This is a genomic window from Microbacterium sp. NPDC056052, from assembly GCF_042266785.1.
In the GTDB taxonomy this organism is placed as follows: Bacteria; Actinomycetota; Actinomycetes; order Actinomycetales; family Microbacteriaceae; genus Microbacterium.
Map to the genome: position 1 here is coordinate 266,758 of NZ_JBHJWV010000001.1, position 21,265 is coordinate 288,022.

Genomic DNA, 21,265 nt, shown 5'->3' on the forward strand with positions numbered 1-21,265 from the left:
TCAGACCTCGAGGTCGTCGCCGGGATCCAGCTCGAAGAACTCGCCGCCGTTCTGCTCGGTGGCCCACTTCAGGCGTCCGCGATGCATGTTCGCGCCGATCACGGAGAGCGTCATGTCGTGCGTCCCGAACGCGCGGCGGGGCTTCACGGAGAGCACGAAGTCGATCGCCTCGCCGACCTTCAGCCACGGGGCGCCCAGCGGTGCGGCGAGCGTCCCGACCTCGACGCCCTCCGGCACGGCATAGGAGTCACCCGGGTAGTACAGCTCGTCGTCCACCAGCACCCCGACGTTGTCGATGAGCGGGATCGAGGAGTGGATCTCCGCGTGCACGCCCCCGAAGAAGCGCAGCGTGAAGTCGCCCGCCGTGACCGTGTCGCCTGGTGCGACCTCGGTGATCTGGTATCCCTCGGCGGCGCGGACCACGCCTGCTGGAGCGAAGATCGGGGTGCCGGCGGCTGCGCGCAGGATCCGGTCCAGGTGCTCCGGCGTCCAGTGGTCCGCGTGCTCGTGGGTGATCACGACGCCCACGAGGCGCTGCAACTCGTCGAGCGGGAGCGTGAAACCGCCCGGATCGATGAGCAGGGTCTGGCCGTGGTCCTCGACGCGGAGCGCCGCGTGCTCATGCTTGGTGATGCGCATTCCCCGAGCGTAATCCTGCGGGGCGCGACACACCCGGGGTTCGCGTCGAGCCGGGCTCGATTTGGCGGCCGCTGGGGGTCATGTCATACTTGAACGGTTGTCGCGAGACGGAAACGGATCGCCAAGACGGCCCCATCGTATAGCGGCCTAGTACGCCGCCCTCTCACGGCGGTAACGCGGGTTCGAATCCCGCTGGGGTCACAGACAACACACGAAAGCCCTCGGTTCGCCGAGGGCTTTCGTCGTCTCGGAACGCATCGCCGCGAAGCCCACACACGCGGCCGGGAATACGACGAACGATGACGCGCGTTGAGGAGCGGGGGAAACCCTCGACCTAGGCTGGAGAGATGCCTGTGAACGCTACGACCGACGCCGGTTCCACGGCGGCGCGTGCCGCCCATGACGAGTGGAAGGCCGGCCGGCTCGCCGCAGTGACGGCGCCGCAGGGGAACCTCGCCCTCATCGAGACGCGATGGCTGGATCCCGAGGACGCCACGACGCCCGAGGAGGCGTCCGCAGGCCTGCCCGACACGGTCGTCGTGACCGAGCTGACCCGCCGCCACCTCACCACGGGAGAGCCAGAGCGGGGACTGCGGTTCTGGGACGCAGCGTCCGCGCGCAATCGCGAGTTCGAAGGCATCGCGACGTTCGACTACGACCCCGCCTGGCGGCTGACCGGCACGTTCACCCCGGTCGACGGCGGCCGTGCCGTGCCCTACGAGCACCTCCGCGACAACGGCCTCAGCCGTGAGCTGCCCGTGCCGGGCGACCTCGCGGTCACGATCGAGGACACCGACTACTCGCTCGACGCGTTCGACGACGGCGGCACGCTGCTGCTCGTGTTCGCGGACCCGACGAACCGCACCGAGGATCCTGAGACGCGCACCTACGGGCCGGGACGGTTCCTGTTCGTGCAGGACGACTCGGGCCTCGAGGGGACGCGCGACGTCGTGCTCGACTTCAACCGGGCCTTCGTGCCGCCCTGCGGCTTCTCCGACCAGTACAACTGCCCGCTGCCGCCGCTCTCCAACCGGATCACCACGCCGGTGCGCGCCGGCGAGCGCCTCCCTCTTCCCGACCAGCACTGAAGCCTCACGACCCGCGCCGAGTCTCCCGACGCGGACCGAAGTCTCCCGACCAGCAAGGACGATCCATGAAGTTCTCCCGCATCGCGGCACTCGCCGCCTCCCTGACCGTGGTGGCCGTGCTCGCCACCGCGTGCTCCGGCGGCGCCGGATCGGCCGGCGGCACACCCGACGCGAACGCGACCATCCGGATCGGCTCGCTCTCGGCGCCGCTGAACCTGTCCAACGTCGACGCGGGCGGACAGGGCGTCACCGAGGCGCTGAACGGCAACGTGTACGAGGGGCTGTTCCAGCTCAGCGACGACGGCAAGGTCGTCAACCGCCTCGCCACCGACTACTCGGTCAGCCCCGACGGCCTCGCCTACACAGTGAAGCTGCGCAGCGGCGTGACCTTCCACTCCGGCAAGGCGCTGACCAGCGCCGACGTGAAGTCCTCGCTCGAGCGGGTGCTCTCCGACAGCTCGCAGTCCGCGCGCAAGTCGCAGCTCGCGGTCGTCGACAGCGTCGAGACGCCCGACCCGGAGACCGTGGTCTTCCACCTGAAGTCGCGCTCGATCTCCTTCCCGTACAACCTCAGCTACGTGTGGATCGTGAACACCGACGCCAAGGATCTGAAGACCGCCGAGGACGGCACCGGACCGTACACGGTGGACCAGTTCAAGCGCGGCTCCTCGCTCACCCTGAAGCGCTTCTCCGACTACTGGGGCACCGCGGCGAAGAGCAAGGAGGTCGACTTCACCTACTTCACCGACGCCTCCGCGCTCTCCAACGCGCTGCTGACCAACGCGGTCGACATCGTCACCCAGGTGCAGAGCCCCGACGCGCTCACGCAGTTCGCGGACAACAAGGACTTCACGGTCTCCGAGAACACGTCCACGACGAAGGAGCTGCTGGCCTTCAACGACAAGGTCGCGCCGTTCGACGACAAGCGGGTGCGCAAGGCGATCACCCAGGCGATCGACAACAAGAAGCTGCTGGACTCGATCTGGGACGGCCGCGGCACGCTGATCGGATCCATGGTCCCGCCCACGGACCCCTGGTACGAGGACCTCACCTCGGTGAACCCGTACGACCCGGCGGCGGCGAAGTCGCTGCTCGCCGAGGCCGGGCAGTCCTCCCTCTCTTTCACCCTCGACACCCCGTCCTACGACCCGCACCCGGCGGTCGCGGAATTCATCAAGTCGGAGCTGGCCAAGGTCGGCGTCACGGTGAAGATCAACACGATCTCCGAGGACCAGTGGTACACCAACGTCTTCCAGAAGAAGGACTTCGCAGCGACGCTGCAGGAGCACGTCAACGACCGCGACCTGGTCTGGTACGGCAATCCGGACTTCTACTGGGGCTACGACAACCCGCAGGTCGTGCAGTGGGTCGCCGACGCCGAGCAGGCGAGCAGCACCGACGAGCAGACCGCGATCCTCAAGAAGGTCAACACGCAGATCGCGGAGGACGCCGCGAGCGACTGGCTATTCCTCGCCCCGCAGATCGTCGTCGCATCGAGCTCGGTCAAGGGCTACCCGGTGCACGGCCTGAACTCGCAGTTCTTCGTGGCGGACATCGAGAAGACGCAGTGACCGCAGCCGTCGAGCGGGAACGGCGGACAGGAGCGCGGTGACCCGATACCTCGTCCGCCGCCTGCTCTTCCTGGTGCTCTCGTTCCTGGTGGGGATGCTCGTCGTCTTCCTCCTGCTGCGAGTGCTTCCCGGCGACCCGGCGAACGCGCTCATCTCGGTGAACGCGACGCCCGAGCAGATCGCGGCGGCGAGGGCGCAGGTCGGATCCGATCAGCCGGTCATCGCGCAGCTGGGGTCGTGGCTGTCCGGCCTGCTCCGCGGGGATCTGGGCACGTCCTTCACCTCGGGGGCTCCCGTCGCGGACGACATCGCCGCCCGCCTCGCGGTGACGCTGCCGCTCGCGCTCATCTCGTTCGTGATCGCGACGGTGCTGGGCTCCGTGATCGGCGTGGTCGCGGCGACACGGGCGCGGAGCTGGTACGGCGCGCTGCTCGGCGCCGTCACCCAGCTGGGCATCGCCGTGCCGGTGTTCTGGGTGGGACTCCTCGTGGTCTGGCTGTTCGCGCTGACCCTGAGACTGCTGCCGTCGGGCGGCTTCCCACGAGACGACTGGGCGGATCCCGGTGCGGCTCTCAGCGCCCTCGCGCTGCCGGTCATCACGATCGTCATCGTGATGAGCGCCTCGCTCGCGCGCTACGTGCGCTCGGCGACCCTCGACGTGCTCGACTCCGACTACCTGCGCACGGCCCGCGCGCTGGGGGAGAGCAGGACGGGCGCGTTCTTCGCGCACGGGGTGCGCAATGCCGCGGTGCCGGTGATCTCGATCCTCGGCATCGAGCTCGCGTCGACCCTGCTCGGCGCGGTGGTCGTCGAGTCGGTCTTCACGCTCCCTGGTCTCGGCGCGCTGCTGGTCAAGGCGGTCGGCGAGCACGACTACCCGAGCATCCAGGGCGTGCTGGTGGTCACCACGGCCCTGGTGCTGCTCATCGGCTTCCTCGCCGACGTCGCCCAGCGCCTCGTCGATCCGCGCCTGCGGGGCAGCATCTCGGCGAGAGGGGGCCAGGCATGACCCGCTCCCTCCGGCGCCGGGACGTCACTCTCACGATCGGGATCGTGATCCTCGCGGTGCTCGCCCTCGCCGCGCTCGTCTCCGTGTTCTGGACGCCCTTCCCGCTCGACGACACGTCCGGCGGGCGGCTGGTGCCACCCGGCGGCGCGCACCTGTTCGGCACGGACAAGCTGGGACGCGATCTGTTCAGCCAGGTGCTCGCCGGCACGCGGATCGCGATGCTGGTCGGGCTCGGCGCCGTCGCCCTCGCGGCCGTCATCGGCTTCGTGCTCGGCACGGCCGCGGCGCTGCTGCCGGGCTGGGTCGACGACGCGGTCTCCTCGCTCCTCGACGTCCTGATCGCGTTCCCGACCCTCCTGCTCGCGATGCTGATCGTCGCGGCGCGCGGCCCCGGCCTGGACACGGCCATCGTCGCGATCGGGATCGCCGGATCCGCGATCGTGTCGCGCTTCACGCGGATCCTCGTCAAGAGCGTGCTGTCGCGGAGCTTCGTCACGGCCGCGCGCACCTCCGGCGCGCCGATGGCGGGCGTGCTCGTGCGGCACGTGCTGCCGAACATCTGGCCCGCGCTGGTGGTGAACCTCGCGGTCCTCTTCGGCGCCGCGATCATGGCGGAGGCGTCGCTGTCCTACCTGGGCCTGGGCGTGCCGCCGCCCAACTCGTCGCTCGGACGCCTGCTGCAGGAGGCGCAGGGGACCGTGCTGACCTCGCCGTGGGGCGCCGTGATCCCGGGAGCCGTGATCGCTCTGCTCGTGCTGGGGGCGAACGCGGTCGCCGACGGACTGCGGGAGCGGTTCGATCCGACCAGGCGGGGGAGGAGCTGATGGGCGCGGCGCTGGAAGTGCGGGGCCTCCGCATCGTCACGAACGCGGGAGCGGAGCTCGTCCGAGACCTCGACCTCGAGCTCGCCCCGGGTGAGCGGCTGGGGCTCGTCGGCGAATCCGGATCCGGTAAGACGCTCACCGGACTCGCGCTGCTGGGTCTGCTGCCGTCCGGGCTCACGGCCGGCGGATCGATCCGGCTCGACGGCATGGAGCTGATCGGCGCCGGCGAGCGGGTGCTGCAGCGGGTCCGCGGATCGCGGATCGCCGCCGTGTTCCAGGATCCGTCGTCCGCGCTCGATCCGCTCATGCGGGTGGGAGATCAGATCGCCCGGCCCCTGCGACGGCACCGCGGGCTGCAGGGCGCGGCGCTGCGTGCGGCCGTGCGCGCGGCCGCCGAGGAGGTGCGCCTGCCGGACGCGGAGCGGCTGCTGCAGCGCTACCCGTTCGAGCTCTCCGGCGGACAGCGGCAGCGGGTCGCGATCGCGATGGCGCTCGCCTGCCGTCCCGACGTCCTCCTCGCGGACGAGCCGACCACGGCGCTCGACGTGACGGTCCAGGCCACCGTGCTGGAGCTGCTCGACGACGCGGTGCGCCGGCACGGGACCTCCCTCGTGTTCGTCTCGCACGATCTCGCCGTCGTCGCCGGGATCGCCGAGCGCGCGATCGTGCTGCGTCGTGGCGAGGCCGTCGAGGAGGGCCCGGCGCGACGCATCGTGACCGCCCCCGCACACGAATACACCCGCCGTCTGGTGGCGGCGGCGCGCGAGCTGGAATCAGCGCTCGACCGCCTGAGCGGCATCGGCACTGGCGGGGAGGGAGGCCGCGCATGAGCGCACTGTTCACGCTGGATCGCGTCTCGCACCACTACCGTCGGTCCGCGTCCGCGGCCCTGCAGGATGTGACCTTCGCGGTGGAGGAGGGACGCAGCCTGGGGCTGGTCGGCGAGTCCGGATCGGGCAAGACCACGGCGCTCTCCCTCATGCTCGGCCTGCGCCGCCCGACCTCGGGAACGGTGCTGTTCGAGGGGGCGGGTCCCGCCTCGGGTCCCCGCGGCGCCGTGCACGCCTTCCGGCGCGCGGTGCAGCCCGTCTACCAGGATCCGTTCGCCTCGCTGGATCCGCGTCAGCGCATCGACTCCCTTCTCGCCGAGCCGTTGCGGTGGCTCGGGGATCCCGACACCGAGCGCGGCGACCGGGACGCGCGTCCCTCGCGCCGCGATCGGCTGATCGGGGCGCTGCGGGACGTCGAGCTCGACGACGAGGCCCTGCTGCGCTATCCGCACGAGTTCTCCGGAGGTCAGCGTCAGCGCATCGCGATCGCGCGCGCCCTGATCACGCGCCCCCGGGTGCTGCTCGCGGACGAGCCCGTGAGCGCGCTCGATCTGTCCACCCGGCTCGACATCGTGCGGTTGCTCGCGCGCCTCCAGGCGGAGCACGGCATGACGCTCGTGATGGTCTCGCACGACCTGTCGATCATCGCCGAACTGTGCGCGGACATCGTCGTGCTGCAGGGGGGACGCGTCGTCGACGCCGGACGGACCTCCGACGTGCTCGCGGACCCGCGGAGCGCCTACACGCGCGCGCTCATCGACGCGGTGCCGCGGCTCCCGCCGGCGTGAGCCGCGCGCGGTACGCGCCGACGAGCCACAGCGCCAGCGCCGAAGCGATCAGCGCGGCGACGGCGAGGGGGAGATCCAGGCCGTAGGCCGTGATCGCGAGGATCGGCAGGACGAAGACGAGGATGGCCGCGGCCGTCGCACCGCGGGACGGCTTCTCGCCCATCGCCGGCGCCTTCTCGAAGCGCACGAGCCAGAGGGACAGCAGCCACACCGCCGCGAGCACGACGAGGAAGAACGGCACCCTGGTCCACCACCACGCCGGGCTCCCCGGCGCCGGCATGGGCACCGGCAGCAGCAGCTGCAGCCCGATCAGCACCATGATCATCGGCAGGTGCCAGAGGTACACCGTCATGAGGCGCGAACCGATGAGCAGCACCGCGCCCTGCGCGGGGCGGGTGCGCATGAGCGCCGTGAGCGGCCGGTGCAGTACGGTGAGCGCTGCGGCCTGGACGACGGCGAGGATCGCGAGCGGCGCCGTCGGCGGCCACTGGTTGCTGAGCATGTTCCAGGAGTACCCGCCGAGCGACACGAGGCCCCAGATGGCGAGGTACCCGACCGCGATGAGGCCGAGCAGCTGCCAGAACCGTCGACGGGCGAACCAACCGTCGAAGAGGAAGAAGCCGACCTGCTGGGCGAACAGCCACACGAAGGCCACGTTGGGGATGCCGAAGAGCTCGGCGCCGATGCCGTAGCCGGTCGAGGGGACGTGGCCGAGCCCGAGCAGCCCTCCGGCGACGAGGAAACGGAGTGCATCGGTCGCCGCCGCGCCGACCAGCAGGACGAACGGCACGAACATGCCGAAACGGGCATGCAACCCGATCATCCACGGAGCCAGTGCCTGCACGAGCAGATACGCGGCGAGGAACCACAGCGGTGAGCCGATGCCGATCGCGATCGTGGCGACCAGTGCGGGGTCGATCCCGAGCAGCGCGGTCGCCGCCAGTGCGATGGTGAAGAACGCGAACACGGGGAACGCCGGTCGGGCCAGGCGCGCCAGGCGCAGCCGCACGAAACCGACCGCGTCCTCGCCGCGACGCTGGGCGGAGCGCCAGCCGGCCCTCGCCGCATAGCCGCCGACCACGAAGAACAACGGCATGATGTTCAGGACCCAGCTCACCGCATTGAACCAGACCTGACCCTCGACCGTGCGCTCGATGAGGAGGGAGCCGTCGGGTCGCCGTCCCACGCCGGTGAACAGGATGTGCACGAACACGACCAGGAGGACGCATGCGACGCGAGTCAGATCCAGAGTGAGATCTCGGCCCTCGGGAACGACGCGGGAGGGGGAGATGGCTGCGCTGCTCATGGCGACGACTCTAGCGGCCGCGGCAAGCGGAATCCGGCGGGCCACCGGTACGGCGAGCCGCGGTCGCGGACCGGCGTACGATGGTGCCATGCGCGTGACGAACTCATGGTGGTGGCTGCTCTAGCAGCCGTACGCGCACGAAAGACCTCTCATTCACGCGGGCTGCATGGCGGCCCGCATTCTTCGTGTGCGCAGTGCATCCGTGCGGCTCCCGACCCCTGGAGCAGACATGGACACCTTCACCGCGACGAACGCCCGCATGATGCGGCTGCGATCCGAGATCGTCGCGCACCCGGAGCAGCATCGGATCCTGACCGGGGAGCGTCCCACGGGGCGCCTGCACCTCGGCCACCTGTTCGGGACGATCCTCGAGCGGGTGCGCCTGCAGAAGGCAGGCGTCGAGACCTTCGTCGTGCTCGCCGACTATCAGGTGATCACGGACCGGGAGAGCCCCGGAGAGGTCCGCGCGAACATCCTCGAGGCCGTCCGCGACAACCTCGCGGCGGGGCTCGACCCGGAGCGCACGGTGTTCTTCACGCATTCGTCGATCCCGGAGCTGAATCAGCTGCTGCTGCCGTTCCTCAGCCTCGTGACCGAGGCCGAGCTCCACCGCAATCCCACGGTGAAGGCGGAGGCGCAGGACTCGGGGCGAGCGCTCAGCGGGCTGCTGCTGACCTACCCCGTGCATCAGGCGGCCGACATCCTGTTCTGCAAGGGGACGCTCGTGCCGGTCGGCAAGGACAACCTCCCGCACGTCGAGATGACCCGCACGGTGGCACGGCGATTCAACGAGAGGTACGGCGCGGTCTTCCCCGTGCCGGAAGGTCTCGTGACGGACTCGCCGGAGCTGCCGGGGCTGGACGGCCGGAAGATGTCGAAGAGCCACGGGAACGGGATCGCGCTCGGCATGAGCGAGGAAGAGACCGCGGTCGCGATCCGCCGGGCTCGCACCGACTCGGAACGGCTCATCGCCTACGACCCCGTGCGCCGCCCCGGTGTCGCGGGCCTCCTCAGGACGGCCGCCACGTGCCTCGGTGTCGCACCGGAGGAGGTCGCGGCCCGGATCGGCACGGGAGGATCGGCCGAGCTGAAGCGCGTCACCACGACCGCCGTCAACGACTTCCTGCGCGCGCACAGGGAGCGCCGAGCGCGGATCTCACCGGAAGACGCCGCCGCGGCGATCCGCGCGGGCAATGCACGCGCCCGCAGGGTCGCCGTCGACACCCTCGACGAGGTCCGCGCTGCGATGGGGATGCGCTACGGCTTCTGAGGCTCGGGCCCGGGCTCGGTCCCCGAGGCCTGGGTGCGCCCGGCGATGGCGCGGCGGGTGCGCCGAGCACGGCGCGTCCGCACGATCGCCCACACGATGAGCGTCACGACGAGCGCGAGCGCCAGCCAGGGCAGGAGGAATCCGAGCGCGATCACGAGGGCGTTGAGGGACACGATGAGTCCCTTCCAGCCTGCGGCGAGACCGTCGCCGAAGCCCGCCGGATCCGCCGCGGCCGGTGCCTCGCGCACGAGCGTCACCTGCACGGAGGACATCGCGACCTGGGACTCGAGATCCTTCAACTGCTGCTGCGCCGACTGCAGCTGGGACTGGCGGTCGGTGAGCGCGGTCTCGGCTGTGAGCAGATCCGACACCGAGGTGGCCTGGGACATCAGCTGGGTCAGGCGCGTGACGGACGCCGTCAGCGAGTCGATCTGCGCGCGCAGATCGGTCGTCGCCGTGGTCACGTCGTTCGTGCCGATCGAGGTCGCCAGCACCGTGCCCTGCGCGCGCAGCGCGTCCATCACGGCGTCGAGGTCTGCGACAGGGACCCGCAGGGTCACCCAGCCATCGCCGGACGGCGGAGGGACGATCCCGCCATCGGTCGCCACAGGTCCCTGCGCGGAGCCGATCTGCTGACTCTCCACGAAACCACCGTGCTTCTTGGCGAGCGCGGCCAGGGCATCAGCGGCCTTGCGCACGTCGTCGACCTGCACGGTGGCGGATCCGGTGCGGATGACATCCCGCGCCTCGTTCGCCGGCGGTGCGGCGGCGCCGCCGGAGCTCTCCGCGAGGTCCTTCGCCACCCCGGACAGCGACTGCGGTTTCGGCGTCGTGTCGTAGGGCGCACCGGCGGCCGAGGAACCGGAGGACGCGGCACCGGTGGCGTTCAGGATCGCCGGCGTCACCAGCACGCCGACCACGAACGCGGCGGCGACGCCGCCGGCGGTCAGCCAGCCGCGGCGGCGCGCGCGTCGGCGGGTGAGCGCCGTGTGCGCACGCTCGGCGTCGCGGTCCTCGGCGATCTGGGCGAAGACGGCCTCCTCGATGCGGTCGACCGTCTCGTCGCTCAGCGCGGGCAGCCCCGTGGGTGTCGTGGTCATGATGCGGGCTCCGTTTCGGTCACAGCGCCGCGCAGGCGGGTGCGCACGCGGGAGAGACGGTTGCGGACGACGCCGTGCCCGACGCCGAGCTCGGCGGCCGCGGCCCGGTAGTCCCAGCCCTCGGTCGCGCACAGCCGGAAGATCTCCCGGTCCAGCGCGGTCATGCCGTCGAGCTCCGCGGCGATCCTGTCGGCGAGCTCGGCGGCGATCACCTGCTGCTCGACGTCGATCAGTGCGGGGAGCAGCTCGTCCACGCCCTCGGCGGTGTGCGCGGCATCCCGCTGGCGGCGGCGCAGCCGGTTGGCCGCCTGGAACCGGCAGATCGTCGCCAGCCAGGGCAGCAGCGAATCGCTCGCGAGCTCGAGTCCTGGCAGCTTGCGCCAGGCGACCACGAAGGCCTCCTGCGTCACGTCCTCGGCGTCTCCGGCGTCTCCGAGGATGCCGTATGCGATCCAGTAGACCGGGCGGACGTAGGCGCGGTACAGCGTGCGGAAGGCGCTCTCGCTCCCCGCCGCCGCGTGCGCGACGAGCGTCCTGTCCTGTGCATCGTGTGCCATTCCGGCTCCGTTCGGTGTCTCTCACCCTAGGAGTGTCGGCACCGGCGGATTCGTCTCAGCCCTTGCTGACGATCGGCACGTGCGGATCCTTCTGGTGCCGCAGCCAGATCGTGGACAGCGCGGGGATCGTCAGAGTCGCCTGCGGGGAGCCGTTCTCGACCTCGGCCGCGTACACGAGGCCGAGGTTGCCCTCGCCGTGCCCGCCGAACTCGGCCGCATCGGTGTTCAGCACCTCGGTCCAGCCGCCCGCGAGCGGCAGGTCGAGCCTGACGCCGTGCCGGGTCGTGCCGGCGAAGTTGCTGATCACCGCGAGATGTCCGCCGTGCGCGTCGCGCCGCACGAACGCGACGATGGTCGGATCCCAGTCCGGGGCGCCGATCCTCGTGAACGAGCTGCTGTCGTGATCGCGCTCCCAGAGCGGGGCGTTCTGCCGGTAGGTGCTGTTCAGCGCGCCCACGAAGTCCTGCAGCTGGCGGTGCGACGGCTGGTCGAGCAGCCACCAGTCCAGGCCCCGGTCCACGGACCACTCGGAGAGCTGGCCGAACTCCTGGCCCATGAACAGCAGGTTCTTGCCCGGATGCCCCCACATGTAGCCGAGGTACGCCCGCACGTTCGCGAGCTTCGCGGCGTGATCGCCCGGCATCTTCGAGAGCAGACTGCCCTTGCCGTGCACGACCTCGTCGTGGCTGATCGGCAGGATGTAGTTCTCGCCGAACGCGTACACGAAGGAGAACGTCATCTCGCCCTGGTGGTGCGAGCGGTACAGCGGGTCGCGCTCGATGTAGACCAGGGAGTCGTTCATCCAGCCCATGTTCCACTTGAACCCGAAGCCGAGCCCGTTGTGATCGGTGGGCGCCGTCACGCCGGGGAAGCTCGTCGACTCCTCGGCGACCATCACGATGCCGGGGTGCTTGCGGTATGCGGTCGCATTGACCTCCTGCAGGAACCGGATCGCCTCCAGGTTCTCCCGTCCGCCGTGCACGTTGGGCTCCCACTCGCCGTCGTCGCGCGAGTAGTCCAGGTACAGCATGGAGGCGACGGCGTCGACGCGCAGGCCGTCGGCATGGAACTCGTCCAGCCAGAACAGGGCGTTCGCGACGAGGAAGTTGCGCACCTCGTTGCGGCCGTAGTCGAAGATGAGCGTGCCCCAGTCGCGATGCTCGCCGCGGCGGGGATCCGGGTGCTCGTAGACGGCCTCGCCGTCGAAGCGGGCGAGGGCGAAGGCGTCCTTGGGGAAGTGTCCCGGCACCCAGTCGATGATCACGCCGATGCCGGCCTGGTGCAGCCGGTCGATGAGGTGCTTCAAGTCGTCGGGCTCGCCGTAGCGGTGCGTCGCGGCGTAGTAGCCGGTCACCTGGTAGCCCCAGGAGCCGGTGAACGGGTGCTCGGAGACGGGCATGAACTCGACGTGCGTGAACCCGGTCGCGGTGACGTGCTCGATGAGTTCGTCGGCGATGTCGCGATAGCCGAGACCGGGCCGCCACGAGCCGAGGTGCAGCTCGTAGACGCTCATCGGCTGGGCGACCGCGTGCGTCGCCGCGCGGCGGGTCATCCAGGCGCCGTCTCCCCACGAGTACTCCGACCGCGTGACGATCGAGGCCGTCGCGGGCGGGACCTCGGCGAGCTGCGCCATCGGATCCGCCTTGAGGATCCAGGTGCCGTGCGGGGTGAGGATCTCGTACTTGTAGTGCGCGCCGGCGTCGACGCCGGGGACGAACAGCTCCCACACGCCGCTCGATCCCATCGAGCGCATCGCGTCGAGGCGGCCGTCCCACCCGTTGTGGTCGCCGACCACGCGCACGGCCTTCGCATGCGGGGCCCACACGGCGAACGCGGTGCCCTGGTCGCCGTCGATGAAGCGCGGGTGTGCGCCGAGCGCGTCCCAGAGGCGCTCGTGGCGGCCCTCGCGGATGAGGTGCAGGTCGAGCTCCCCGATCGTGGGGGCGTGCCGGTACGGATCGGGGGAGATCCAGTCGGGGGCGTCGCCGTACGTCGCCCTGATCCGGTAGGCGCCGGTGGGCCCGGTGACCTCTCCCTCCCAGACGCCCTCCGCGAGGTGGGTGAGGGGCACCTCGACACCGCCGTCGAGCAGCACCGAGACGCCCTTCGCGAGCGGGCGCAGCGCTCGCACGATCGTCACGCGTCTGCCGCCCGACTCGGGCCGCGGATGCGCTCCGAGCACGGAGTGCGGGTCGTGGTGTGAGCCCGAGGCCACGGCCTCGAGCACAGCCGGGTCGATCGCAGTGGTGATCATGGCTGCCCCTTCACATGGAGGATGTGCACCGGCTCCGTGAAGGCGTCCAGGCGCACGAAATTGTGATCCGTCCAGGTCCAGACGGATCCGGTGACGAGGTCCTCGACCTCGTACGCCGTCCCAGGCTCGATGCCCCACGCGAGGGTGTCGAGATGCACGGTCGTCTGCCGCACGGAGTGCGGGTCGACGTTGGCGACCACGATGATCGTGTCGCCGGAGTCCGTGCCGGTGAAGGGCGCGTCCAGGTGCTTGGAGAACACCAGGACCGCGTCGTCGTCGCTCCAGTGCAGCCGCAGATTGCGCAGCTGCCGTAGTGCCGGGTGCGCGCGGCGGATCTCGTTGAGGCGGGTGAGGTAGGGGGCGAGCGACCGCCCCTCCGCCTCGGCCGTCGCCCAGTCGCGCAGCTTGTACTCGTACTTCTCGTTGTCGATGTTCTCCTCGGAGCCCGGACGGGCCACGTTCTCGAACAGCTCGTAGCCGGCGTAGACGCCGTACAGCGGTGCGCTCGTCGCGGCGATCGCGGCCCGGATCCGGTACGCCGCGCGCCCGCCGAACTGCAGGTACTCGGTGAGGATGTCGGGGGTGTTCACGAACAGGTTCGGCCGCATGTAGTCGGCCGTCTCCTGCGAGACCGAGAGCAGGAACTCCTCGAGCTCCGCCTTGGTGTTGCGCCAGGTGAAGTAGCTGTAGCTCTGCTGGAACCCGACCGCGGCGAGCCCCCGCATGGGCGCGGGACGGGTGAACGCCTCGGCCAGGAAGACCACGTCGGGATGCTTGGTGTTGACGGTGCGGATCAGCCACTCCCAGAACCGCAGCGGCTTGGTGTGCGGGTTGTCGACGCGGAAGATCGACACGCCCTGCGCGATCCAGTGCTCGACGATCCGCAGCACCTCGGTGTAGAGACCGACCGGATCCCGGTCGAAGTTCAGCGGGTAGATGTCCTGGTACTTCTTCGGCGGATTCTCCGCGTAGGCGATCGTGCCGTCGGGGAGCTCGGTGAACCACTCCGGGTGCGTCTTCACCCAGGGGTGGTCGGGGGCGGCCTGCAGCGCGAGGTCGAGGGCCACCTCGAGTCCGAGCGCGTTCGCCTTCTTCACGAAGGCGCGGAAGTCGGCGAGGGTTCCGAGGTCGGGATGCACGGCGTCGTGCCCGCCCTCCGCGGCGCCGACCGCCCACGGCGAGCCGGGATCGCCGGGGCCGGCGGTGAGCGTGTTGTTCGGTCCCTTGCGGTTGAGGCGTCCGATCGGGTGGATCGGCGGGAGGTAGAGCACGTCGAAGCCCATCGCGGCGACGGCGGGGAGACGCTCGGCGGCGGTCTCGAACGTGCCACTCGCGATCGTGCCGTCGGTCTCGCGCACCGCGCCCTCCGAGCGCGGGAAGAACTCGTACCAGGCGGCGGCGCCGGCGACGGTGCGCTCGACCAGGACCGTCTGCCACGGCGTCGCCGAGTCGAGCGCGGCGAGAGGGCGGTCCGCGAAGAGGGCGGCGAGCTCGGGATCGCTCGCGACGGCGAGCGCATCCTCCGCGGTCCCGTCGGGGGCGCGGAGCCGATCCGCCACCGCCGCGAGCCGCTTGCGCTCCGGCTTGGGACGGGACTTGTCCTTGGCGGCGCGTGCGAGCAGGCCCGCACCGAGCGCGCGCATCACCTCGACATCCACGCCGGCGGCGATCTTCAGCTCGGCCGCGTGCGCCCAGGTGGCGAACTCGTCCGCGAAGGCTTCGAAGCGGAAGGTCCACGCGTTCGTCTCGTCGAGCGCGACGTCGACCTGCCAGCGGTCGGTGCCGTCGCCGAGCGGGGTCAGCCGGTGCAGGCTCTCCTGGTGGTTCGGGGTGCGCAGCCGCAGGTGCACGCCGATGAGGTCGTGCCCCTCGCGGAAGGCCACGACCCGGAACGGGATCACCTCGCCGGAGAAGGCCTTCGGATGGAATCCCTCAGGGGCCGCAGGCGACGGATCCGCGAGCGGGATGCGGGTGGTCTGCGCGTCCGCCGCGTCGATGTCCGGCAGTGCGCGCACCGGGATCTGCGCGGTGCTGCGGAGAGCATCGGACGAGGGCTGTGCGGCAGTTCGTTCGGACACACCCTGAACCTACCGCGCTCCGAGGTCGGAAGAGGTAACGCGCCGGTCACTCCGCGCGGAACAGTCGCATCGAGGTGCCGGGAAGGGCGAGCACGTCGCCCGGCCGATGCACCGTCTCGACCGGCGAGGGGCGCTCATCCGCGCTCGACCACAGCGCGACGTAGCGCGACACTCCGTCGATCTCCGGCAGCCGGACGTCGATCGGCGATTCGGTGCCGTGCACGACGAGCAGGATCCGGTTGAAGGCCTCTTTGTCCGGCGTGGAGGACGCGACGTACTGCAGGGTGCGGTTGCGGGGATCGTTCCACTGCTCGACCTCCATCGTCTCGCCGTCCTGGTCGAACCAGTCCATGACCGAGGCGTTCGGGATGTGCTCGCCGAGCCGGGCGTAGCGGAGCGGACGCAGGGCCGGGTTCTCGTCCCGCAGCCGTGTCAGCAGGGAGGCGTGCGCGAACAGGTCCTGCTGCCACGGCTCGTGGTCCCAGTTGAGCCAGCTGATGGCGGAGTCCTGGCAGTACGCGTTGTTGTTGCCGCGCTGGGTGCGTCCGAACTCGTCGCCGGCGGTGAGCATCGGCACACCGGCGGAGAGCATGAGCGTGCCCAGCAGGTTGCGCATGGCCTTGCGCCGTGCGGCGAGGATGACCGGATCGTCCGTGGGCCCCTCCGCGCCGTGGTTGAACGAGCGGTTCATGTCGGCGCCGTCGTGATTGCCCTCGCCGTTGGCCTCGTTGTGCTTGACGTCGTAGGAGACGAGGTCGTGCAGGGTGAAGCCGTCGTGGGCGGTGACGAAGTTGATGCTCGCGAGCGGTCCCCGCTCGTCGCTGAACGTGTTCGCCGATCCGGCGAGCCGGTTCGCGAACCCGCCGATGCCGGTCGGCGCCGAGGCGCGGCGGGCGTAGTCGATGTCGCTGAGCCAGAAATTGCGGACGCGGTCGCGGTAGCGGTCGTTCCACTCGCTCCAGCCGGTCGGGAAGTTCCCCGTCTGCCAGCCGCCGAAGCCCACGTCCCACGGCTCTGCGATGATCTTGGCGTCCGCGAGGACCGGATCCGTCCGGATCGCGTGCAGCAGAGGATGCTGCGGAGCATAGGTGTTCGCGGCGTCCCGGCCGAGCGCGGTGGCGAGGTCGAAGCGGAACCCGTCGATCTGCATCTCCGTGGTCCAATAGCGCAGCGAGTCCAGCACGAGGCGCGCCGCCGCGGGCGTCGCGGTGTCCAGGGTGTTCCCGCAGCCGGTGGTGTCGATGTAGCTGCCGTCCTCCTGCTGGCGGTAGTAGAGGGCGTTGTCGATGCCTCGCAGGCTCGTGCGGGGGCCGCCGATGCCCTCTTCGTTGGTGTGGTTGTACACGACGTCGAGGATCACCTCGATGCCGGCCTCGTGCAGCAGCTTCACCATGCCCTTGAACTCGCGCAGGACCGCCTCTGGGCCCTCCTTGCGCGAATCCTCGGTCGCGTAGGCCGCGTGCGGCGTGAAGAAGTTCAGGGTGTTGTAGCCCCAGTAGTTCGACACCCCCCGATCCAGCAGCCGCGGCTCGGAGGCGAAGGCCTGCACGGGCAGCAGCTCGACGGCGGTGATGCCGAGCTCGCGGTAGTACTCGATCATCGCCGGATGCGCGACGCCGGCGTACGTGCCGTGGAGCGCCGGAGGCACCCCGGGGTGGCGTTTGGTGAGTCCCTTGACGTGCCCCTCGTAGATCACGGTGCGGTCGAGGGAGGTCCGCGGCTTGGCGACGCCGCCCCAGTCGAAGCCGTCCTCGATGACGACGGAGCGCCATTCCTCGTAGCCGTCGCCCTGCGCGAGCCCCCGTGCATAGGGGTCGAGCAGCAGGGTCTCGGGGTTGAACGTGTTGCCGGGGCTGTGCGCGCCATCGACGCGCAGCGCGTAACGGGTGCCGGGCTGGAGGAGGTCGGTGGTGATCTCCCACACGCCCCCGGGGCTGCGCTCGAGCGCGAGCTGCGCGGTCTCCCAGTCCAGGTCGGTCTCGTCGAAGATCACGAGCTCGATCGAGGACGCGTTCTGCGACCAGACGCGCAGCGTGGCGCCCCCGTCGTGAAGGCGGACGCCCAGGTCATCCAGGGACGGGTTGCACAGCGTGCAGCCATCGCCGTCGGGTGCCGGCGTCTCGTCCTCTATCGCGTGCGGACACATGAGGGAAAGAATACGCGGCACGGGAGGGGAAGGATGCCACGGCGTACCGCGATCCCTGCTACCGAGTCCCATCCGCGCACGAAGTGCGAGAGTGGTGGGGTGCACTACCTGGATCACGCGGCGACGACCGACCTGCGGCCCGAGGCCGCCGACGAGTGGCTGCGCGTCGCCCGGGCGACGGGCAACGCCTCCTCGACGCACGGTGCGGGCCAGCAGGCGCGGCGGATCCTGGAGGAGTCCAGGGAACGGCTCGCGGCGGTGCTGGGGTGCGATCCGATCGAGGTCGTCCTCACCTCGGGCGGCACCGAGTCGGTGAACCTCGCCGTGCAGGGCCTGTGGCGGTCCCGGCCGGAGGGGCGCGATGCGATCCTGCTCCCGGACGGGGAGCACCACGCGACGCTCGACACGGTCGCCGCGCTCGCCGCGGAGGGAGCCAGGGTGATCGCCGTCGGGCTCGACGCCGTGGGGCGGATCCCCGTCGACGCCTTCGCGGCGGGGCTGGCAGCGGACGGGGTGGCCGTGGCCACCGCGCTCGCGGCGAACAACGAGGTCGGCACCGTCAATGACGCCGCCGCGCTCGCCGCATCGGCGGCGGCCGCCCGCGTTCCTCTGCACCTGGACGCCGTCGCCGCCTTCGGCCATCTGCCGCTCTCGTTCGCGGCGCTCCGCGGCGACGCCCCGGCCGGCGAGGGCCTCGTCGCGCTCAGCGTCGCCGGGCACAAGATCGGCGCCCCCACGGGCATCGGAGCCCTCGTCGTCGCCCGCACCGCGCGCCTCGCACCGCTGCTGCACGGCGGCGGTCAGCAGCGCGGCCTCCGCTCCGGCACGCAGGACGTGGCCGGCGCCGCCGCGTTCGCCGTCGCCGCGGAGCTCGCCGTCGCCGAGCGGGCCGCGGGATCGCTGCGGCTGAGCGCCCTGCGCGACCGCCTCGCCGCCGGGATACTTGACCGGGTGCCCGCCGCCGAGCTCCTCGGCGATCCCGATGCCTCCGGCCGCCTGCCGGGCAACGCGCACCTGCTGTTCCCCGGCGCCCCGAGCGAGAGCCTGCTGTTCCTGCTCGATGTGGCAGGGGTCTCGGCATCGGCCGGATCCGCCTGCCAGGCCGGTATCGCCGAGCCCTCGCACGTGGTCCAGGCGCTCGGCCGCAGCGAGGCAGAGGCCCGCAGCGTGATCCGGTTCACGCTCGGGCGCACCTCGTCCGACGCCGACGTCGACGCCGTGCTCGCGGTGATCGGCGACGCGTACGCACGGGCCTCCGGCGCCGTGCGCTGACGCCCGGCGCCCGCCCAGCCGTCCGCTCGTACACTGGATCCATGCGTGTTCTGGCGGCGATGAGCGGGGGAGTGGACTCCGCCGTGGCTGCGGCGCGCGCGGTCGAGGCCGGTCACGACGTGGTGGGGGTGCACCTCGCGCTGTCGCGGGCGGGCGGCACCCTGCGCACCGGCAGCCGCGGCTGCTGCACGATCGAGGACGCGATGGACGCCCGCCGGGCCGCGGACCTTCTCGGCATCCCGTTCTACGTCTGGGACTTCTCCGAGCGCTTCCGCGAGGACGTGATCGACGACTTCGTCGCCGAGTACCGCGCCGGTCGCACGCCGAACCCGTGCCTGCGCTGCAACGAGAAGATCAAGTTCGCGGCGCTCCTGGAGCGTGCGATCGAGCTCGGCTTCGACGCGGTGTGCACCGGGCACTACGCGGCGCTCGTCGACGGCGAGGGCGGCCTCGAGCTGCATCGCGCCTCCGATGCCGCCAAGGATCAGTCCTACGTGCTCGGCGTGCTGAACGCCGAGCAGCTCTCCTACACGTACTTCCCGCTCGGATCCACGCCGTCCAAGGCGCTCGTGCGCGCGGAGGCGGCCGAGCGCGGGCTGAGCGTCGCGCAGAAGCCGGACAGCCACGACATCTGCTTCATCCCCGACGGCGACACCCGCGGCTGGCTCGCGGAGAAGGTCGGCGCCGAGCAGGGCGAGATCCTCGACCGCGACGGGGCGGTCGTCGGCACGCACGAGGGCGCGCACGCGTTCACGGTCGGCCAGCGCAAGGGCCTGCGCCTCGGCGTGCCCGCACCCGACGGCAAGCCCCGGTTCGTGCTCGAGGTCCGCCCTGTCTCGAACACGGTCGTCGTCGGCCCGAAAGAGGCGCTCGCGATCGCGGAGATCTCCGGGGGGCGGCGTTCGTGGGCCGGGGCCGCGCCTGCCGCGGAGGAGTTCGCCTGCGAGGTCCAGATCCGCGCCCACGCCGATCCGGTTCCCGCGCGCGCCTTCGTCGCGGAGGACGGCGTCAGGGTCGTCCCCGATGAGCCGCTCGACGGCGTCGCTCCCGGCCAGAGCGCCGTGCTGTACGTCGGAACCCGGGTGCTCGGCCAGTTCACGATCGACCGCACGGTCTCGGCGGTTCCGGCCGGGGTCTGAGCTCCGATCCGTCGCCGGGCGTCATCTCGACGGCGACGGCCGCAGCCTCTGTGATGATGGGTGCACCGTCCGACGGAGGAGGCGCCATGACGAGGACGTACATCCGCGATTTCCACGGGGACGATCTGGACCAGATCGTCCGGCTGTGGGGCCAGGTCACGCGTGAGAACGAGTGGCCCATCTACTCGCTCGCCGAGGTGATCGCCTCGTGCCAGCAGGACCACGCCGTCGTCGCGGTCCAGGGCGAGCTGCTCGTCGGCGCCGCCGTCGGCCGCGGTGCGCACGCGCAGGGGTGGATCGTGTTCTTCGGGACGATCGACGACGCGGGATCCGAGGTGAGCTCGTCGCTCCTGCACGCGCTGGAGCGCAAGATGGCGCCGCTCGGCCTCGCGAAGCTCTCGGTGCTCATCCCCGAGGCCGACGGTCTGGGCGCCTTCACCGAGAGCGGCTTCCACGTGCACCACTCCGTGCGCTACCTCGAACGCGCGATGCCCATCCAGCGGCGCGAGATCGATGCGCTCAAGGAGGTGGGCGGACGCATCCTCCCGCCGCATCTGTGGGATCGCGTCGCCGGGATGACGCACGAGAAGACCCTCCTCGAGGAGCGTCTAGTGACCCCGCTCGCCCGGCCGGAGCTCGCCGAGCGGTTCGGCGTCGTGCCCCCGCGCGCCGTCATGCTGTTCGGCCCTCCCGGCACAGGCAAGACCACGTTCGCCCGGGCCGTCGCCTCGCGGCTCGACTGGCCCTTCGTCGAGCTGTTCCCGTCGCGCCTCGCCGATGGCGGCACGGGGCTCGCCGGCGGGCTGCGCTCCTCGTTCGAGACCATCGACGAACTCGAGCACGCGGTCGTCTTCATCGACGAGGTGGAGGAGATCGCCTCCCGCCGCGGCGGAACGCCGCCCTCGCCCACGCAGGGCGTCACGAACGAGCTGCTGAAGCTCGTCGCCGACTTCCGCGACAGGGAGGGGCGGATCCTGATCTGCGCGACGAACTTCGTGCGCGCGCTCGATGCGGCGTTCCTCCGCCACGGGCGCTTCGACTACGTGATCCCGATCGGCCTGCCCGACGCCGATGCCCGCCGGGCGATCTGGGCGCGGTACATGCCGGTCGAGTCGGCCGGCGCCGTGGATCTGGACCGGCTGGTCGCGGCGAGCGAGGGGCTGACCCCGGCCGACATCGAATACGCCGCGCGGCGCGCATCCCAGGAGGCGCTGGCGCGGGCGCTGAGCGATGGCGGGCAGTCGTCCGCGCTCGACACGGATGACTACGCGCGCGCTCTCGGGAGCACGAGGGCGACCGTGTCGGCGGACGAGATCGCGGAGTTCAGGGCGGACATCGAGACCATCGCACGGCTCTGAGGATCCAGGGCGGTCGGCGCATCAGGGTTTCCGCCC

The 21,265-nt window shown here is 70.9% G+C and carries 17 protein-coding genes and 1 tRNA gene; 11 read left to right on the forward strand and 7 right to left on the reverse strand.

Translation table 11 applies throughout. From position 1 onward, the window contains the following. Entirely contained in the window at positions 1-639 is a 639-nt protein-coding gene (locus ACFC1J_RS01220) for an MBL fold metallo-hydrolase (RefSeq protein WP_375901755.1), read from the reverse strand. Positions 640-767: 128 nt separating this feature from the next. On the opposite strand from ACFC1J_RS01220, the gene ACFC1J_RS01225 reads away from it, so the two are divergent. The 7 genes from ACFC1J_RS01225 (at position 768) to ACFC1J_RS01255 (ending at position 6,749) form a co-directional block, all read left to right on the forward strand. Then, positions 768-840, forward strand: a tRNA-Glu gene (locus ACFC1J_RS01225). A gap of 146 nt (positions 841-986) precedes the next feature. Beyond that, positions 987-1,727 carry a DUF1684 domain-containing protein gene (locus ACFC1J_RS01230; RefSeq protein ID WP_375901757.1) on the forward strand — a complete coding sequence of 247 codons (741 nt, stop codon included), beginning with the start codon at positions 987-989 and terminating at the stop codon, positions 1,725-1,727. A 65-nt stretch (positions 1,728-1,792) separates the two neighbouring features. Beyond that, positions 1,793-3,298, forward strand: coding sequence for an ABC transporter substrate-binding protein (locus ACFC1J_RS01235; protein ID WP_375901759.1), 1,506 nt, complete (start codon positions 1,793-1,795; stop codon positions 3,296-3,298). A 37-nt stretch (positions 3,299-3,335) separates the two neighbouring features. After that, positions 3,336-4,307, forward strand: a complete 972-nt coding sequence (locus ACFC1J_RS01240; protein ID WP_375901761.1) for an ABC transporter permease — start codon at positions 3,336-3,338, stop codon at positions 4,305-4,307. Further along, a complete protein-coding gene (locus tag ACFC1J_RS01245; RefSeq protein WP_375901763.1) occupies positions 4,304-5,131 on the forward strand; it encodes an ABC transporter permease in 828 nt (275 codons plus the stop codon). Before ACFC1J_RS01240 ends, ACFC1J_RS01245 begins: the two co-directional genes overlap by 4 nt. Continuing rightward, positions 5,131-5,961 (forward strand): ABC transporter ATP-binding protein, encoded by an 831-nt coding sequence (locus ACFC1J_RS01250; protein WP_375901765.1) that lies wholly within the window; start codon positions 5,131-5,133, stop codon positions 5,959-5,961. Before ACFC1J_RS01245 ends, ACFC1J_RS01250 begins: the two co-directional genes overlap by 1 nt. After that, positions 5,958-6,749, forward strand: coding sequence for an ABC transporter ATP-binding protein (locus ACFC1J_RS01255; protein ID WP_375901767.1), 792 nt, complete (start codon positions 5,958-5,960; stop codon positions 6,747-6,749). Before ACFC1J_RS01250 ends, ACFC1J_RS01255 begins: the two co-directional genes overlap by 4 nt. On the opposite strand, the gene ACFC1J_RS01260 is transcribed toward ACFC1J_RS01255, so the two are convergent. Then, positions 6,715-8,055, reverse strand: coding sequence for an acyltransferase (locus ACFC1J_RS01260; RefSeq protein ID WP_375901769.1), 1,341 nt, complete (start codon positions 8,053-8,055; stop codon positions 6,715-6,717). The two genes, ACFC1J_RS01255 and ACFC1J_RS01260, sit on opposite strands and share 35 nt — an antisense overlap. Positions 8,056-8,284: 229 nt before the next feature. Between ACFC1J_RS01260 and trpS the strand changes: the two genes are divergently transcribed. After that, positions 8,285-9,325, forward strand: a complete 1,041-nt coding sequence (trpS, locus tag ACFC1J_RS01265; protein ID WP_375901771.1) for a tryptophan--tRNA ligase — start codon at positions 8,285-8,287, stop codon at positions 9,323-9,325. Here the strand turns inward: trpS and ACFC1J_RS01270 are convergent. The 5 genes from ACFC1J_RS01270 to glgX all read right to left on the reverse strand — a co-directional run bounded on the left by ACFC1J_RS01270 (position 9,313) and on the right by glgX (position 17,460). Beyond that, on the reverse strand, positions 9,313-10,425 hold the full coding sequence (locus tag ACFC1J_RS01270; RefSeq protein WP_375901773.1) for a DUF4349 domain-containing protein: 1,113 nt from the start codon (positions 10,423-10,425) through the stop codon (positions 9,313-9,315). The two genes, trpS and ACFC1J_RS01270, sit on opposite strands and share 13 nt — an antisense overlap. Further along, a complete protein-coding gene (locus ACFC1J_RS01275) occupies positions 10,422-10,982 on the reverse strand; it encodes an RNA polymerase sigma factor (protein WP_375901774.1) in 561 nt (186 codons plus the stop codon). Before ACFC1J_RS01275 ends, ACFC1J_RS01270 begins: the two co-directional genes overlap by 4 nt. Positions 10,983-11,037: 55 nt before the next feature. Beyond that, positions 11,038-13,236, reverse strand: coding sequence for a 1,4-alpha-glucan branching protein GlgB (gene glgB / locus ACFC1J_RS01280; RefSeq protein ID WP_375901776.1), 2,199 nt, complete (start codon positions 13,234-13,236; stop codon positions 11,038-11,040). Continuing rightward, complete coding sequence (locus tag ACFC1J_RS01285) at positions 13,233-15,251, reverse strand: alpha-1,4-glucan--maltose-1-phosphate maltosyltransferase (protein WP_375902697.1); 2,019 nt, start codon at positions 15,249-15,251, stop codon at positions 13,233-13,235. The genes glgB and ACFC1J_RS01285 overlap by 4 nt, the downstream gene beginning before the upstream one ends. A gap of 109 nt (positions 15,252-15,360) precedes the next feature. Then, the gene (glgX, locus tag ACFC1J_RS01290; RefSeq protein ID WP_375901778.1) at positions 15,361-17,460 is read right to left on the reverse strand and encodes a glycogen debranching protein GlgX; all 2,100 of its coding nucleotides are present in this window, start codon (positions 17,458-17,460) and stop codon (positions 15,361-15,363) included. Between the two features lie 99 nt (positions 17,461-17,559). On the opposite strand from glgX, the gene ACFC1J_RS01295 reads away from it, so the two are divergent. From ACFC1J_RS01295 to ACFC1J_RS01305, 3 genes are all read left to right on the forward strand, one after another. Further along, positions 17,560-18,732, forward strand: coding sequence for a cysteine desulfurase family protein (locus ACFC1J_RS01295; RefSeq protein ID WP_375901779.1), 1,173 nt, complete (start codon positions 17,560-17,562; stop codon positions 18,730-18,732). 41 nt (positions 18,733-18,773) lie between these two features. Continuing rightward, on the forward strand, positions 18,774-19,871 hold the full coding sequence (mnmA, locus tag ACFC1J_RS01300) for a tRNA 2-thiouridine(34) synthase MnmA (RefSeq protein ID WP_375901781.1): 1,098 nt from the start codon (positions 18,774-18,776) through the stop codon (positions 19,869-19,871). Between the two features lie 86 nt (positions 19,872-19,957). Then, positions 19,958-21,229, forward strand: coding sequence for an ATP-binding protein (locus ACFC1J_RS01305; protein WP_375901783.1), 1,272 nt, complete (start codon positions 19,958-19,960; stop codon positions 21,227-21,229). Positions 21,230-21,265 lie beyond the last annotated feature (36 nt).